We start from the raw sequence: 14,097 nt of genomic DNA, 5'->3' as shown, positions 1-14,097 counted from the left end.
GGTTCGTCGGGTGCTCCATACCGGCGAGCGAAGTCAGTTCACACAGGTGATCCCGTTGTCCATGGCGATGCCGGGCGAGTTCGCCGGATCCGGGGTGCCGGACGGATCCGGTGTCGCGGAGTCCGTCGGGCCCGGTCCGGTCCCGTCGGTCGGCGCCGGGGGCTGGGGGCCACCGGGCGGAGTGTAGTCGGCGCCGAGCCTGATCAGCACATGCCCGGCCGCGGTGCGGGCCGACGGCGCCGGTACCGCCTGCACGCCGAGGGTGGCCGCGAGCTGGCCGGCGGCCTTGGCCGCGCCCTTGCCGTACAGGATCGTGGTGCGGGACTCGGCGGTGGCGCCCGCGGTCTTGTCCACCGGCCAGCCGGAGGCGGCGAGCCAGTCGCCGACCGTGGTCGCCAGGCCGTTTTTCGCGGTGGCGTTGTAGACGTCGACGACGGTGTGCGTGTCGGTCGGCGCGATCGCGGCCGGACGCATGCCGGTGGCCGCGCCGGGGGCGGCGGGCAGCGGCGGGAGGGCCGGAGCGGCGCCGGCCGCCTGCGAAGTCCCCGCGACACCGGAAGTCCCTGTAACCCCGGAAGCCCCCGCAACCCCCGCCTGATCCGGCAGCGCCGAACGGTCCTGCCCGAGCCCGCCGCCGGAATCGTTGAGCCCGCGCGGCCCCATCGCCGACGCCGGGTCCCCGCCCTCCCCGTTCTGCGGCACCTCCCCGTTCTGCGTCATCTCGTTCGCGAACTGCTTCGCGTCGCCGAACCCTGTCATCACGATCTGCCGGATCTGCACCGGGTTCACGGTGTTGACCGACCCGTCGCCCGGCAGCACCGGCTGCCCGGTGATCGGCAGCTCGCGGAAGTCGGCGCTGCCGGCCGTCAGGTTCTGCGCGCGGTCGGCGAAGTCCAGCACGTCCCAGGAGTCGTCGATGACCACGTCCTTCTTCACCACGTCGAACAGCCCCTGCATCTTCCCCAGGTCGCCGATCACGCCCTCGGTCTTGAGCTTGTGCATCACCGACGACAGGAACGCCTGCTGCCGCCGGTTGCGGTCGAAGTCGCCGCGCAGCAGGTGGAAGCGCTGCCGCACGAACTGCAGCGCGGTGGCGGCGTCCAGCATCGAGTGCCCGGCCGGCAGCTTCAGCCCGGTGCCCGCGCCGTCCTCGATCGGGTCGTACACCGGGTGGTTCAGGCAGACCTCGATCGGGCCCACGGCCTTGGCGACGTCGTAGAAGCCCAGCAGGTTGATCTCGGCCAGGTGGTCCACGTGCTCGCCGGTGAGCAGCTGCACGGCCCGGATCGTGGACTCCCGGCCCACCTCGCGGCTGACCTTCTCGATCTGCGCCTGGTCGGTCACACCACCGGCCTTCAGCCGATCCACCGCGATCGCCTTCGCGCGGCCGTACGCCTCCTTGATCTTGTGCATGCCCAGATCCGGGATGTCGCCGACGGTCGAGGTGCCGCCGGGCTCCTCGACGTAGTCGTCGCGGGCGATCGAGAACGCGGTGACGCGGCCGCCGTCGGCCGGGATGTGCATGAAGATCAGGACGTTGGTGTTGTAGCCGCCGATGTCGGAGGAACCGGCGTGCAGTTCCTGCTCGACGAAGTCGGTCGGCAGGTCGGCGCCGTTCATGTCCTTGCGCGAGTCCAGGCCGATCAGCAGCAGGTTGACCGAGCCGTCCAGGTGCGGGGCGACATAGCCCTTCTCGCCGGAGCGGATCTCGTTGATCGCGTCGGAGGTCAGCAGGCCGGAGGTCAGGTTGTGGTACGCGGCCCAGGTCGCGGCGCTGGCCACGACGATCGCCGCCGAGGCCGTGCAGGCCAGCGCGCGGGCCGCGACGGTTGCGCGGCGGCGGCGCGGCGGGCGCCGCTCGGGACGCCCGGCGTACTCCGGACGCTCACCGCGCGGCGGACCCGGAGGACGCGGCGGCTGCTGCGGACGCGGAGTCCAGTACCGCAGGTCGTCCTGCGGGCGCGGACGCGAGCCCGGCGCGCGCGGCGACAGGTCGTAAGGAGGCTGCGGTCGGGGGCGCCGCGGGGGAGTCTGGTCAGGCACGGGCCGACCCCCGGGCGAGCCGGCGTAACAGCGCCACGGCGGCCGTGACCAGCAGCGTCACCACCATCGCAGGGAAGGCGTCGATCATGCCGTGCGCCACCGCGACCGCCTGCTTGGCGCCGCCGCCGGAGGCGTCGAAGACCTCGCGCCCCACGCACACCGCCCAGATCGCCACCGGCGCCAGCGGCAGCACCCACCACAGTCCGTCCGGCCGCACCCGCAGCGCGGCCAGCGCCGCGGCGGCCGCGCACAGCACCGCGAACAGCACGCCGCCGAAGAACATCCCGATCGCCGGGACGAGCACGAGCAGGACCGTGACGCGCCCCGCCGTGATGTTCGTGCGGGTGGTGGGTGCTCGATGACAGCTGCCGTGAGTGCCGGGGGTGTGTGGCATGTGGCACATCTTCACATCTTGGGTGGCGGCGGTGGGATAAGACCGAGAAGTGTCTGATGCCGCATTCATCGGGTCATGCACTCATCCGATCGATCGGCCCCGAGCCCACGCAGAAGACAGGTGATAGCACCCCTGATTCCGCGAGCCCGCCGGGCGAGTCTGGATCACATGACAGCCATGGAAGACGCGCTGCGTCTGGAATCAGTCAGCAAGACGTTCGGCGACCAGGTGAAGGTCGCCGCTCTGGACCGGGTCAGCCTCGGCCTGCCCTACGGCACCTTCACCGCCGTCATGGGCCCCTCCGGCTCCGGCAAGAGCACCCTGCTCAACTGCGCCTCCGGCCTGGAGCGCCCGGACTCCGGCCGGATCCTGATCGGCGGCCAGGAACTCGACACCTCCGACGAGACCGCCGCCACCCGCTTCCGGCGCGGCCGCATCGGCTTCGTGTTCCAGGCCTTCAACCTGCTGCCGACCCTGACCGTCTGGCAGAACGTGCTGCTGCCGGCGCGGATCGCCGGGACTTCGGTCGACAAGCGGCGCGCGCGGGCCCTGCTGGACCGGATCGGCCTCGGCGACCGGCTGGACCACCGGCCGGCTGAGCTGTCCGGGGGCCAGCAGCAGCGGGTCGCGATCGCCCGCGCCATCGTGAACCGGCCGGCGCTGCTGTTCGCCGACGAGCCGACCGGGGCGCTGGACTCGGCGCGCGCCGCCGAGGTGCTGATGCTGCTCGGGGAGTCGGTGCGGGAGTTCGGGCAGACCGTGGTGATGGTGACGCACGACCCGGTCGCCGCCGCGTACGCCGACCGCGTGCTGTTCCTGGCCGACGGCCGGATCGTGGACGAGATGCGGGCCCCGCGGGCGGCCGGCGTGGCGGCGCGGATGGCCGAGTTCGGCGCCGCCTCCCGGTCCGGCGCGAAGGCGGCCTGACATGCGCACTGTGAGCTTCAGCAATCTGCGACACCGGCGCGGGGCCTACCTCGCCTCGTTCCTGAACCTGTTCCTCGGCGGCGCGATCCTCACCGGTTTCGCAGCACTTTTCGAAACCGGCAGCGCGCCGGGCGTGTCCAAGACCGACCGTTCGGCCCTGCAGACCACGGCCTTGGTCATCGGCGGCTGGGGCGCGCTGATCATCGCCTTCGGCACCGCCGCGACGCTGAGCCTGACGGTGCGGCAGCGGGAGAAGGAGATCGCGCTGCTCAAGGCGGCCGGCGCGCTGCCCCGGCAGATCCGCCGCATGATCACCACCGAGACCGCGATCCTGCTGGCGGCCGCCGCCGTCCCGGCGATCCCGACCGGCATGGTCGTGGGCCGGACCGTGCTGGCCGCGCTGAAGTCCTCGCACCAGGTCTCGGACGGCGTCGGTCTCAAGTTCGGCGCCACCACCCTGGCGATCGGGCTCGGCGACGTCGCGCTGGCCGCGCTGGCCGCCGCGATCGTGGCCGGCCGCCGCGCGGCGAACCAGAGCACCGCGGCCTCGCTGGTCTCGGCCGCCACCGGCGAGGCCGGGATGTCGCGCAAGCGCAAGATCGCCGCGGTCGTGGTGATCCTGCTCGGCCTGGACGCCGGCGTGATGAGCGCGACGATGCTGAAGGACGACCCGAACGCGGCGATGGCCAGCGCCGGCCAGGCCTGCATCCTGACCAGTGTCGGGCTTGCGCTGCTGGCCCCGGCCCTGGTCCGGATCGCCGGCCGGGTGCTCGGCCCGCTGATGCGCCGCAGCGGCGGGTACCTGGCCGAGGCCGAACTCCGGCTGAACGCGCGGCAGGCGGCCTCCGTCCTCATGCCGGTGATCCTGTTCGTCGGCCTGGCCAACGGCACGCTGTACGAGCAGTTCATCCAGGACGACGCCAACCGCGCGCAGCACGTGCACCTGTCCGCCGACGACAAGGGCGTGCAGACCCTCAGCTTCCTGGTGGTCGGCATGATCACGCTCTTCGCGGCCGTCGTCGTGGCGAACATCGCGGTGGTCGGCACGCTGCACCGCCGCAAGGAGTTCGGCCAGCGCCGGCTGATCGGCGACACGCCGGGCGACGTGCGGCGCTCCCTGGGCTGGGAGGCGTGCGCGATCGTGGCGGCCGGGCTGTTCTTCGGCTCGCTGGCGGCACTGGCCGGCATCATCCCGTTCAGCTACGCCCGGACCGGCCACCTGATCCCGGACCAGGGCGTCGGGGTGTTCCTCGCGGTGGCGGCGAGCGTCACGGCGCTGACCCTGGCCGCGTGCCTGGGCGCCGCCCGGCGGGTGCTGAGCGTGCCGGCGCTGGCCGCGATCACCGCGTAGTCCCGATAATGGCGACGCGAGAAGGGACGAGTGTGATGGCCGGACTGCCGGAGGCGGTCGGAGGTGGGGCCGACGCCTGGCGCGCGCGTGGCGCCGCGACCGCCCTGGCGGCCGGCCGGGGTCTGGTGATCGCGCCGGTCTCGCTGCTGGCGGGGATCCCGCTGCTGGTGGCGGCGGCGCTGGCGCTGGGCCTGATGCCGGTCACCGGAGGCCTGCTGGTGCCGCCGGTGATCGGGGCCGTGCGCGGCCTGGCGAACTGGCAGCGGGGGATCGCGGGGCGCTGGAGCGGGGTCGGGATCGAGTCGCCCTACCTGCCGCGGGCCGGCCGCGGCCGGCTGCGCTGGCTGCTCGGCGACCCCGCGACCTGGCGGGATCTGCTGTGGCTGGTCACCAACGTCCCGATCGGGATGGCGCTCGGGCTGCTGCCGGCGACGCTGGTCGGGTGGGGAGTGGTCGGCGTGGGCTCGGTGCCCGGGCTGGCGCTCAGCAGCGATCCGTTCTGGCCCTTCGGGCTGGGCTTCGGCCTCCCGGCGCTGGTGCTGGCGCCGTTCGTGGGCCCGTCACTCGTTCGGGCGCAGGCGCTGTGGGCCCGCGCGCTGCTGGCCCCGACCGACGTCGGCGAACGCATCAGCACCCTGACCGTGACCCGCGAGCGGGTCAGCGACGACGCCGAGTCCGAGCTGCGCCGCATCGAGCGCGACCTGCACGACGGCGCGCAGGCCCGGCTCGCGGCGGTCGGCCTGAGCCTGGGCATGGCCGAGGACCTGGTCCGGGAGAACCCCGACGAGGCCATCGCGCTGCTGGCCGAGGCCCGCGAGCACAGCGGCGCCGCGCTGGCCGAGCTGCGCTCGCTGGTCCGCGGGATCCTGCCGCCGGTGCTGGCCGAGCGCGGACTCGGGGACGCCCTGCGGGCGCTGGCCTATGCCTCGCCGATCCCGGTGGAGGTCCGCAGCGATCTGTATCAGACATGGCGGCTGCCAGCCCCGCGCGAGTCGGCGCTGTACTTCGGGATCGCCGAGGCCCTGGCGAACGTGCTGAAGCACAGCGGCGCGGCCCGGGCCCGGATCGACGTGTTCCGGCGTGACGACAAGGTGGTCGGCGAGGGCTGTGTCGTGGCGGAGATCTGGGACGACGGCGTCGGCGGCGCGGACCTGTCGCGCGGTGACGGTCTGGCCGGAGTGCGGCGCCGCTTGGCCGCCTTCGACGGGCGGCTGACGCTGGACAGCCCGGTCGGCGGGCCGACGACGGTGACGCTGGAGGTGCCGTGCGAGTAAGCGCTGCGGGACCGGCTGCTGTGTGGTGCCCTGCGGCTTGGCGGGGTGCTGCTGCTGGAGGTGCCGTGCGAGTGAGGGGATCTCGATGCGCGTAGTGCTGGCCGAGGACCAGGCGCTCCTCCGGGACGGCCTGGTCCGCCTGCTGACCGCCCACGGCTTCGAGGTGGCGGTCGCCGTCGAGACCGGCCCCGACCTGCTCGACGCGCTCCTCGCCGAACGCCCGGACGTGGCCGTCGCCGACATCCGCCTGCCGCCGACCTTCAAGAACGAGGGCCTGGCCGCCGCGCTGGAGGCCCGGCGCCAGGTGCCCGGCCTGCCGGTGCTGATCCTGTCGCAGCACGTCGAGCCGCTTTACGCGCGTGAGCTGCTCTCCGACAGCGCCGGGGCTATCGGGTATCTGCTGAAGGACCGCGTTTCGAACGTGCGTTCGTTCGTGGATGCGCTGCGGACCGTCGCCGGCGGCGGCACCGCCATGGACCCCGAGGTCATCGCCCAGATGCTGGCCCGGCGCTCCCGGGACCGACGCCTGGGCTCACTGACCCCGCGCGAGCGCGAAGTGCTGGCCGCGATGGCCGAAGGGCACGCCAACGCCGGGATCGCCGCCAGGCTGGTGATCACCGAGAAGGCGGTCAGCAACCACATCAACACGATTTTCGCCAAGCTCGGGCTGCTCCCGGACCTCGACGGGAACCGGCGGGTGCTGGCCGTGCTGGCGTTCCTCGACGCGGCCTGAACCGCGGCCTGAGGCCTGTCGAAGTCCGCTCAGAGATTTATCCCGTGCAGATTCCCGTGCATTCGGAACGGGAATAGCTCTGCCTGGGCTATGTTTGGGCACGTCGGGTACCTGACATCGGCCCCGGCGTCAGCGGCGGGCCGGCCGTTCAAACCGGCTCACCGCCGATGGCGCACTTCCGCCGCCGGGCCCGCACCGAGTTTGGATTCGCGGGAACGGGTAGCGGTGTTCGCGGTGGCCGACGGAGCTGATGCGAGGAAGGGGTGGCGATGGCCGATGGTCAGCGTCCGCTGCCGCTCCCGCTGATGTCGAGCACGAACAGGTCGGCGACGCCCGCCAGCTGGAGCACCCGCAGCACCGCCTCCGACGGCGCGGCCAGCGTCAGGCGTGCGCCCGAGGCGCCGGCCTTGTGCTGCGCGCGGATCAGCGTCCGCAGGCCCATGGAGTCCAGGAACGCCACGCGCGAGCAGTCCACGACCACCTGCGCCCCGGCGTGCACGTACTCGTCCAGCACGCTCCACAGCGTGTCCGCCGCCGCCAGGTCCACGTCGCCGGCCACGGTGACCGTGACCGCCTGGCCGCCGCCCTTGCCGTCCCCGGACACCGCGGCGGCTCCGCCCCGGTCCGGGTCGTTGTCGACCTCGACCGAGAAGCCCTCGACCGCCATGACGCCTCCTGTTTTCCCACCCAGCCCGCGTGATCCCGGATCGCTACCGACGATATCGGGTCGGCTCACGGCTGGGAATCTGGCTCGATGACCTCGCGCCGGACGGCCCAGAGCCACCAGTCGGCCCAGACCCACCTGTCGGCCCACACCGAGCTGACGCCCGGGCCCTCGGCCCCGGGCCGGGCCCGGGCCTTCCTGACCGAGACCTGCCGCCGCTGGCACGCCGACGACTTCGTCACCGACGCCGCGCTGGTGGTCAGCGAGCTGGTCACGAACGCCGTCCGGCACGCCGGCACCGAGATGCGGCTCGGCCTGGAGCTGCGCGACGGCACGCTGACCGTGCGCGTCCACGACCACGGCCCCGGGCTGCCCCGGCTCATCCCGCCGGCCGAACGCGGGTTCGGCGGCCAGGGGCTGGCTATCGTGGTGCAGTTGGCCCAGGCCTGGGGGGTCGCGGTCGAGGACGACGGCGGGAAGGCCGTATGGTGCCGACTCGGGCCGCGCGCGGCGGTCCCGGCCGGGGCGGGCACGCAAGGGTCGCTGTGGAAAGGGGATCAGGACATATGGAGCGCGTGAGCGGTGTGGGTGGTGAGGACGGCGTCGGCACGGGTGCCGGCCGCCGCGGCGAGGCCGACGATGCCGACGGTCGTGTCCCGGTAACACTGAGCATCCCCGCCGAGCGCGACTACGTGGTGCTGGTCCGGTCCGCGGCCGGCCATCTCGGCGTGCGCGCCGGCTTCTCGATGGCCGAGATGGGCGACTGGCGGCTGGCCGTCGACGAGGCGTGCGGCCTGCTCCTGCTGCCCGACGAGGTCGACGCCACCGGCGAGGAGCTGGACTGCGTCTTCCGGCTGGGCCCGGAAGGCCTGGCGCTGACCGTCTCCGCCGAGGCCCGGCCGGGCTCCAAACCGCAGGTCGGCGGGTTCGGCTGGTCGCTGCTGGCGGCGCTCGTCGACGACCTGCAGTGGGCCGAGGAACAGGGCCGGGTCCGCGTCGACATCGTCAAGCGCGCGGCCGGCGAAGGCGTGCCAGGACCCGACGGTACGGCCCGGGCGGGGGTGCGGTGAGCACTCGCGGGAACGGTCCCGGCCCGGGCGCGTCCGGCCGCGGCGGGGCCGGGCACGACGGCGGCCGGAGGCGTCCCGAGGCTGGGACCAGCGGCACGACCGAGGGCGCGGCCGAAAGCACGGAAGAGGGCACCAAAGAGGGCGCCAAAGAGGGCACGACCGGGGTTGAGAGGGTGACTGAGATCGCGACTGGGAAGGCATCGCCGGCGGCCTCGGCGCCTGCATCCGCCGCCGCCTCCGCCCCCGCCGCGGTGCCGGCCTCGACGGCACCGGCGCGCGTCGTGCGCGCCGACCGCCGACTCCCGGACCAGGACACGGACATCCCCCTGCCGAGCATTCCCTCACCCCGGCTCGGCGGCGTGCCGCGGGACCGCGCCGAGCACCGCGCGGAGATCCACCGGCGCTTCGAAGTGCTGGCGGAGTGCGAGCCGGACAGCGTGAGCTACCGCACCCTGCGCGACGAGCTGATCGCCGAGCACATGAACTACGCGCGCTACGTCGCCTCGCGCTTCAGCGTCCCCGCCGACACCGCCGAGGACCTGGAGCAGGTCGCGTACCTGGCGCTGATCAAGGCGGTCGACAACTTCGACCCCTCGCGCGGCACCGCCTTCCTGGGCTACCTCACCCCGATGGTGGCCGGCGAGATCAAGCGCTACTTCCGCGACTCCACCTGGGACGTGCACGTCCCCCGCCGCATGCAGGAGCTGAGCCTGGCCCTGCACGGCGCCCCGGCCGAGCAGCTGGAGCGCCGGCTGGGGCGCTCGCCGACGATCGCCGAGCTGGCCGAGCACCTCGGCGCGCAGCCGGAGGAGATCGTCGAGGCCTTCGACGCCTCGGCCGCCTACAGCGCCACCTCGCTGGAGCGGCCGCTGGTGCCCGGCGACGAGCAGGGCGCGAGCCTGGGCGAGACGCTCGGCGGGGACGACGACGCCTACGAGTGGGTCGTGGACCGCGAGGCGCTGAAGCCACTGCTGACGGCGCTGCCGGAGAAGGACAAGCGGATCCTGCTGATGCGGTTCTTCCGGGGCATGACGCAGAGTCAGATCGGGACCGAGCTCGGCGTTTCGCAGATGCAGGTGTCGCGGTATCTGACGCGGATCCTGGGGACGCTGCGGGACGCGGTGCTCGTCGAGGACGGCGACGAGGAGTCGGGCAAGCCCTGACTGTTCTCAGTCCGCTGATTGCCCTTGCTCCCCGATAGCCATCAGCTGCCTGACCGTTCTCAGCTCAGCAGCTCGGCCGGCACCCGCAGTGGCCGCAGGACGTCCACCGGCTTGCGCATGTGCTCGTCCATCCCGGCCGCCGGGGCGTGTCGGGGGCGGGATCGCGCCGGTGTTCGGCAGGATGCGCCATTCCTCCATACTCCGCGCCGCCGGCGCTTTTGAGAACTCTGATTCGAATCCGAGCCCTGACGCAGCGGATTGGCCGCGGACGAAGCGGGTAACGGCGGATGTTCCGACACCGGGTCGGGCTCGGGAGGTCGTCGTGGTCATCACCCTGATCGTCATCCTGGTCGTCCTCGCCGCACTGGCGGCGATGTTCTTCCTCGGTCCCGCCGGCTGGCGCACCTCGGCCGCCGGAACCTTCGGCGGACTGTCGACGCGCGTCGGCAAGTTCATCGAGGGCGGCCGCGCCGACCCGCGCTTCGGCAGCGGCGCGGGAGGTGCGGCGGCCACGCCCGCACCGCCGCGGTTCACCGATGCGGACCGCGCGTATCTGGACGGCGTGTGGAAGCACGTGCAGAGCACTTTCGTCAGTAACCCGCGGGTCGCTGTGAACCTCGCGCACAGCACGGCCGAGGGCTTCTTCACCGCGCACGGCGTGCCGACCGACGGGCTCCCGGAGGGCGCGGAGGACCTGGCCGGGGACAACCCGGCCGAGGAGGACACCGAGACGCTGCGGCTCCGGCTGCTGGCGATCAAGACGTGGTCGGACCGGGAGGCCGCCCGCTGAGCCGGCGCGGCTGCCGTCGCCGTACCCGGCAGCCGCGCCGCTTTTCCTCGGGTCCGTGCGTGGTGGAAGCCCCGTTTCAAACTCTGTGACCGGGTACCTGGCAGGAACGCGGCGCCGCTGAACTCATCCGCGTGAGCAGTGAGGAGGCTGCTATGAGCACCATGACCGAGAAGGAATACCCGTACGCGATCGGCGCGGGCGTCTCCTGTGCCGACGGTGATTGCGGCCGGTTGCACCGGATCATCATGGACCCGGCCACCCGGGCCCTGACCCACCTCGTCGTCGGGCGGGACACGCACGTCGCGCGACTCGTGCCGGCCACGATGGTCGGTCGCGCCGGGCCCGACGCCATCATCCTGACCTGTACCATGTCCGGGTTCGATCTGCTGGAGCCGGCGGAGGCCACCGAGATGGTGCAGCAGGCCGCCCCGACCGGCGGACCCGTCACCGGCGGCGGCGCCCTCGGCGGCGGCTACCGGGCCCCGTCCAGGCCGGACATGATCACCTACGACCGGGTGCCGGCCGGCGAGGTGCAGCTGTGTCCGAACGAGCGCCTGCACGCCGCCGACGGCGACATCGGGCGCGTCAAGGGCCTGATGGCCGCATCCGACCTGCACGTCACGCACATCCTGCTCGCCGAGGGACACCTGTGGAACCGCAAGGAGGTTGCGGTCCCGATCCGCAACGTGGTCGACGCCACCTACGGCGTCCAGGTGGACCTGACGCGCGAGGAGCTGAAGGACCTGCCCGCGGTCGAGCTGACGCGGGCCGGGTGAGGACCCCGGCGGCCGGTCCGACCACCGGCCGCCGGTTCGCCCGGCGAACGGGGCTGGCGCGTAGTGCGGCGCCAGACGGGGAACCGGGCACCAGCAAGGCCAGCAAGGCCAGCAAGGACGGCGGCACGCGAAGGCGCGTGCCGCACCGGACGGCCGGGCGGCGTCGAGCCGCGCCGGACCAGAGCGGACCCGGGACCGCAGGCGGGTGCGGCCCCGGGTCCGCTGCGCCCAGTGTGAAGGCGGCGCGGCCCGGCGCGCAGTCGATTCGAGAGGGTTGGCGGCGAATGGCGCTTGACATGTCCGTTCGAAGTCCGGTCGCGGCCCCGCACGGACTGGCCGGAGGCGGCGACGGCGGTCGCCGGAGCACCCGTGGACGTGGCGTGAGGATAAGGGTTCGATGGGGACGGCTGGCACGGTGGGCGGCCGTTCGGTGCGGGATGCGGTAGGCCCGCGGGGGCGGCGCGACAGGGTTCTGACAGTTCCCTGTCCGCCCCGACGCCCCGAGCCGCGCCGACCGCTCCGACGCCCCGACCCACCCCGGCGCGCCCCGACCGACCGGGTTCAGCTGTGGCTTGAACTCGGCGTCGTGGGCGGTGTCGTGCTGTGCGCGGTCGACGGGCTCGAGGTCGGCGGCGCGGACGAGCTGGACGTGCTGCTCGGCGTCGTCGGCTGCGACGTGCTCGCCGTGGTCGAGACGGAGGTGCTCGCCGTCGTGCTCGGCGCGCTGGTCGTCGTCGTGGTCGAGGCCGGGGTCGTCGGCGCCGGGGCGGAGCTGGTCGTCGGCGTCGGCACGCTCGCAGACGTCTGCGACGTGCTGGTCCGCCCGACCGACCGGGTCAGCGGCGACGGGCTGGTACTCGTCCCCACGGACGCCGCCGGCGGCGAACCCGGGTTGTGGCTCCCGTTGTGCAGCACCAGGACCAGAGCCGTCGCGAGGGCCGCGATGACCGCGACCGACAGCACGCCGGCGACCAGCCCCGCGCCGCCGTTGCCCCGCGAGCCGCGTGGCGGCTCGCCGACGCCGACGCGTTCCGGCGTCCGTTCGCCGGCGGCCGGGATCACCGATGTCGCCCGGTCCGCCGACGTGAGCAGAAGCGTGGGATCCGGCGCCGGGCCGGGGGTTTGCAGCGGATCGGCGTCGGGCTCGGCGAAGACCGCGATCCCTTCGTAGTCCAGGATCTCGGCGGCGCTTTGTGCTATCGCCGCCGTCAGGTCCGCGGGCAGCCACGCGCCCTCCGGCACGTCGGCCATCCGTCCGATGATCTGCGCGGTGCTGGGGCGCTGCGCCGGATCCTTCGCCAGGCACATGGCGATCAGCGGCGCGAGCGAGGCCGGCAGGCCGGACAGGTCGGGCTCGCCGTGCGCGATGCGGTAGAGCAGCGCGTGGTCCGGACCGTCGCCGAAGGGGTTGCGGCCGCTGGCGGCGTAGGCCAGGACGGTGCCGAGCGAGAAGACGTCGGTCGCGGCGGTGAGTTCCTGCCCGCGGGTCTGCTCCGGCGACATGAAGCCCGGCGAGCCGACGATCGTCCCGACGTCGGTCCGCGTCAGGTCCGCGGCGGCGATGACCCGGGAGATGCCGAAGTCGATGACGTGCGGGCCGTCCACGGCCAGCATCACGTTGGAGGGCTTCAGATCCCGGTGCACCACGCCGGCGGCGTGGATCTCGGCCAGCGCCCGCGCCAGCCCGTACGCCAGCACCCGCAGTGATGTCTCCGGCAGCAGCGCGCCGGCACCGACCACGGCGCGCAGCGTCAGCCCGGACACGTACGTGGTCGCCAGCCACGGCATCGCGGCCTCCGGATCGGCGTCCACCACCGCGGCCGTGAAGCGTCCCGACACCAGCCGCGCCGCCGCGACCTCCTGCCGGAACCGCCGCCGGAACTCCCGGTCCCCGGCCAGCTCGGCCTTGACCACCTTCACCGCGACGGTCCGCCCGCCCCGCGTCCGTCCCAGGAACACCTGCCCCATGCCGCCGGCGCCGAGCCGCGCGATCAGGACATACGGGCCCACAGTGCGCGGATCCCCGGACTTCAGCGGTTCCACTCGTGGACCTCCCCGATCGGACGTTTCTACCAGTAGTAGTCCAGCATCGCAGCGAACTGAAGGACCGGGCACGCACGAACCGGCAACGCGGACGCGCTCCACCCGATCGGGCGGTTCGGCGTTCCGTGGAGGGGGCGGCGGTCGTTGGGAGTGGCCGGGAACGGCGGGACGGCGATCGCCGGCACTCGGCCGACCGGCTTCCTCACGGCCCGGCGGTCGTCTGGAGGACGGCGCGAACGAGTCGGGAGGACTGTGCCGCGATCTGCTCGGGCGGAACCGGGCGGCCGCTTTCGAGCCACCACACGATCGACTGGAGGAACATCGCGGAGACCACGCTGGGCAGCAGATCGTCCGCGGTCTGGTCGGGCAGGTGCGTGCTCACCATCGCGGCGAGCGCGGCGCGCATCCGGTCGGTGAACCAGGGGCTGCCCTTCTTGCCCAGCAACGCGCCGTAGAGGCGGTGGTAGCCGTCGATGTGCTTGAGGAAGTCGGCCCAACGCTCCCCGGGCGAGCGGGTGTCGCCGTCGAGGGTGGTCATCTCCGTCATGGCTTCGTCGAAGATCTGCTCGACCAGCTCGTACTTGTCGCGGTAGTTCCGGTAGAACGCGGCCCTGCTGATCATCGCGCGGGTGGTGAGCTCGCCGACGGTGATGCGGTCGAAGCCCTTGACCTCGATCAGCTCCACGAGGGCGTCGCGCAGCAGCGTGCGCGTACGTCGAACCCGTATGTCCGGCTGAGACATTCTCAGTCCTTTGTCTCGTTCGACACATTCCGCCGTGTCTGATTCTTGTGCCGGCGCGTGACGCCTGCGGACACTGAATCAGGTGTCGGATACGAGACAGGGTGTCTCGATCGAGTCTGGGTGTCAA

14 protein-coding genes are annotated in these 14,097 nt (G+C 72.9%); 9 read left to right on the top strand and 5 right to left on the bottom strand.

The window, feature by feature from the left end:
- Positions 1 to 33: 33 nt before the first annotated feature.
- Positions 34 to 2,043 (bottom strand): LCP family protein, encoded by a 2,010-nt coding sequence (locus ABH920_RS09810; protein WP_370348585.1) that lies wholly within the window; start codon positions 2,041 to 2,043, stop codon positions 34 to 36.
- Positions 2,036 to 2,437 (bottom strand): DUF6542 domain-containing protein, encoded by a 402-nt coding sequence (locus ABH920_RS09805; RefSeq protein ID WP_370348584.1) that lies wholly within the window; start codon positions 2,435 to 2,437, stop codon positions 2,036 to 2,038. The genes ABH920_RS09810 and ABH920_RS09805 overlap by 8 nt, the downstream gene beginning before the upstream one ends.
- A 177-nt stretch (positions 2,438 to 2,614) precedes the next feature.
- Here ABH920_RS09805 and ABH920_RS09800 point away from each other — a divergent pair, with 177 nt between their 5' ends.
- From ABH920_RS09800 to ABH920_RS09785, 4 genes are all read left to right on the top strand, one after another.
- Positions 2,615 to 3,364, top strand: coding sequence for an ABC transporter ATP-binding protein (locus ABH920_RS09800; RefSeq protein WP_370349019.1), 750 nt, complete (start codon positions 2,615 to 2,617; stop codon positions 3,362 to 3,364).
- A 1-nt stretch (position 3,365) separates the two neighbouring features.
- A complete protein-coding gene (locus tag ABH920_RS09795) occupies positions 3,366 to 4,715 on the top strand; it encodes an FtsX-like permease family protein (RefSeq protein ID WP_370348583.1) in 1,350 nt (449 codons plus the stop codon).
- Between the two features lie 35 nt (positions 4,716 to 4,750).
- On the top strand, positions 4,751 to 5,989 hold the full coding sequence (locus ABH920_RS09790; protein ID WP_370348582.1) for a histidine kinase: 1,239 nt from the start codon (positions 4,751 to 4,753) through the stop codon (positions 5,987 to 5,989).
- Between the two features lie 85 nt (positions 5,990 to 6,074).
- On the top strand, positions 6,075 to 6,722 hold the full coding sequence (locus ABH920_RS09785; protein WP_370348581.1) for a response regulator: 648 nt from the start codon (positions 6,075 to 6,077) through the stop codon (positions 6,720 to 6,722).
- 280 nt (positions 6,723 to 7,002) lie between these two features.
- Here ABH920_RS09785 and ABH920_RS09780 read toward each other — a convergent pair whose 3' ends face one another.
- Entirely contained in the window at positions 7,003 to 7,389 is a 387-nt protein-coding gene (locus ABH920_RS09780; protein WP_194918733.1) for an STAS domain-containing protein, read from the bottom strand.
- An 87-nt stretch (positions 7,390 to 7,476) separates the two neighbouring features.
- Here ABH920_RS09780 and ABH920_RS09775 point away from each other — a divergent pair, with 87 nt between their 5' ends.
- From ABH920_RS09775 to ABH920_RS09755, 5 genes are all read left to right on the top strand, one after another.
- Positions 7,477 to 7,965, top strand: coding sequence for an ATP-binding protein (locus tag ABH920_RS09775; RefSeq protein ID WP_370348580.1), 489 nt, complete (start codon positions 7,477 to 7,479; stop codon positions 7,963 to 7,965).
- Positions 7,953 to 8,456 (top strand): ATP-binding protein, encoded by a 504-nt coding sequence (locus ABH920_RS09770; RefSeq protein ID WP_370348579.1) that lies wholly within the window; start codon positions 7,953 to 7,955, stop codon positions 8,454 to 8,456. Before ABH920_RS09775 ends, ABH920_RS09770 begins: the two co-directional genes overlap by 13 nt.
- A 173-nt stretch (positions 8,457 to 8,629) precedes the next feature.
- Positions 8,630 to 9,619, top strand: a complete 990-nt coding sequence (locus ABH920_RS09765; protein ID WP_370348578.1) for a SigB/SigF/SigG family RNA polymerase sigma factor — start codon at positions 8,630 to 8,632, stop codon at positions 9,617 to 9,619.
- Between the two features lie 322 nt (positions 9,620 to 9,941).
- Positions 9,942 to 10,409: a hypothetical protein gene (locus ABH920_RS09760; protein ID WP_370348577.1), complete on the top strand. Its 468-nt coding sequence runs from the start codon at positions 9,942 to 9,944 to the stop codon at positions 10,407 to 10,409.
- A 152-nt stretch (positions 10,410 to 10,561) separates the two neighbouring features.
- A complete protein-coding gene (locus ABH920_RS09755) occupies positions 10,562 to 11,185 on the top strand; it encodes a hypothetical protein (protein WP_370348576.1) in 624 nt (207 codons plus the stop codon).
- A gap of 561 nt (positions 11,186 to 11,746) precedes the next feature.
- On the opposite strand, the gene ABH920_RS09750 is transcribed toward ABH920_RS09755, so the two are convergent.
- The gene (locus tag ABH920_RS09750; protein ID WP_370348575.1) at positions 11,747 to 13,228 is read right to left on the bottom strand and encodes a serine/threonine-protein kinase; all 1,482 of its coding nucleotides are present in this window, start codon (positions 13,226 to 13,228) and stop codon (positions 11,747 to 11,749) included.
- 202 nt (positions 13,229 to 13,430) lie between these two features.
- Positions 13,431 to 13,970: a TetR/AcrR family transcriptional regulator gene (locus ABH920_RS09745; protein ID WP_370348574.1), complete on the bottom strand. Its 540-nt coding sequence runs from the start codon at positions 13,968 to 13,970 to the stop codon at positions 13,431 to 13,433.
- Positions 13,971 to 14,097: the final 127 nt, after the last annotated feature.

This window comes from Catenulispora sp. EB89 (genome assembly GCF_041261445.1).
In the GTDB taxonomy this organism is placed as follows: domain Bacteria; phylum Actinomycetota; class Actinomycetes; order Streptomycetales; family Catenulisporaceae; genus Catenulispora.
This window is presented reverse-complemented; position numbering and strand designations above follow the sequence as displayed.